The 1,386-nt window shown below is 54.3% G+C and carries 2 protein-coding genes and 1 tRNA gene; 2 read left to right on the top strand and 1 reads right to left on the bottom strand.

The features are described from left to right. Window positions 1-234: 234 nt before the first annotated feature. The gene (locus BUA24_RS13540) at window positions 235-768 is read left to right on the top strand and encodes a zinc ribbon domain-containing protein (RefSeq protein ID WP_072792798.1); all 534 of its coding nucleotides are present in this window, start codon (window positions 235-237) and stop codon (window positions 766-768) included. A 279-nt stretch (window positions 769-1,047) separates the two neighbouring features. Continuing rightward, a tRNA-Pro gene (locus BUA24_RS11750) sits at window positions 1,048-1,122 on the top strand. Window positions 1,123-1,184: 62 nt separating this feature from the next. On the opposite strand, the gene BUA24_RS12875 is transcribed toward BUA24_RS11750, so the two are convergent. Next, on the bottom strand, window positions 1,185-1,386 hold a 202-nt coding region (locus tag BUA24_RS12875), incomplete at its 5' end, for a hypothetical protein (RefSeq protein ID WP_218587488.1).

Below are 1,386 nucleotides of genomic sequence, written 5' to 3' on the forward strand. Positions count from 1 at the left end.
ACATAGGTAGTACCTGTGATGCGATTCTTGGTCTCCTTGGCCCGGATAAACGTTAGCTCCAAGCAAACCAGCTGTTATACCCTGTTAAGGCCTATATAGCACTTGAACTATTCCTCAGGGCACTACATCCAGAAACCCCCAACCCCCTGACCAAGAAATCCTCTCCAATCACCCCTCTACGAGGGCCAAATTACGGCCAAATCAGCCCCACCTAGGCCCTGTTTTGGCCCTGTTTTGGGGGGTCAATCGGAAGTTGGGCTGAAAGGAGAACGCGTAGACGAAGCTGGCTCAACGAAGACTTGCACAGCGTGTGGAGCACGCAACCGACCGAGAGGTCGGGACTACCGGTGCGCGAACCCTAACTGTGGGTTCACTTGCCACCGAGACGCTGTAGGAGCGATCAATATTCTCCAGAAGGCGATCCACGGGACCTATGTCCCAATAGGACTGGATGTTACGATCCGTGTCACGTATCTCCGCTCTGTCGAGCACTGGTCACCACGCCAGAGCGAGGCACACCGCAAGGTGCAGTGCCGAAAGGCGAAAGCCCAAGTAGCGCCTGGAACCGGGCCTCGTTGGGAGCAATCCAAACGAGCGAGCAAAGGCAAGCCAAATCATCCATCAGCCCCTCGGGGTCAGACCGGTTGGTCACGGTGGCGTGAGGACGACGATGTCACGCAACCCCGCCCGTACGGACGGGCCAGAAGCCCCGTCCGTACGGGCGGGGAGGTTCACGCTATGTCACGCTTCAGCAACAAATGGAAATGAGGTCTCATAGGTTTTCCATCCTTAGCACTAAATCGACAGACTGCCACAGCATGAATAAAGGCGTAGATAGACGACGGTCTCCATGAAACAGGGGTTATTGCGAGTAGCCATCGCTCTGGGGTTCAACGCCGAGAGCCAACCTATGTGAGTTTGACAGACTTATCTTTGTTTATACAACTACGCAAGGCAATAGGTAGTATCGCGGGACCTCTGCACCAACTTTGGAAGTGAATTTTGGTCAGGTTGAAAGACGGAAGCGTTAGAGTATATGGAAGTGAACGGGCTGTGGCGCAGCTTGGTTAGCGCGCTTGACTGGGGGTCAAGAGGTCGGAGGTTCAAATCCTCTCAGCCCGACGATAGAAGGGTCACGTCCATGTAAGTGGTATGTAGGACCGCTGGGTGATCCGGAGTTAAGCTTAGATAATCTGAACCTCGGGAAGTTCTGTTGCGACGAAGTATTGAGGTTCCTCGGTTCCTGTATCGGATGAAGTGCCGTTTACTGGCTCTTCCGGGGTCCCACCTTGGCCTAGGAGCGTGCTGAATAACCCCACCCCAAAATGAGGGGAAAATAAGAGGGTTCCCCGGGTGGTTGTTGGGGCATAAGGGCATGTCAAGTAG

It is taken from the genome of Ferrithrix thermotolerans DSM 19514, assembly GCF_900128965.1.
Taxonomy (GTDB): domain Bacteria; phylum Actinomycetota; class Acidimicrobiia; order Acidimicrobiales; family Acidimicrobiaceae; genus Ferrithrix; species Ferrithrix thermotolerans.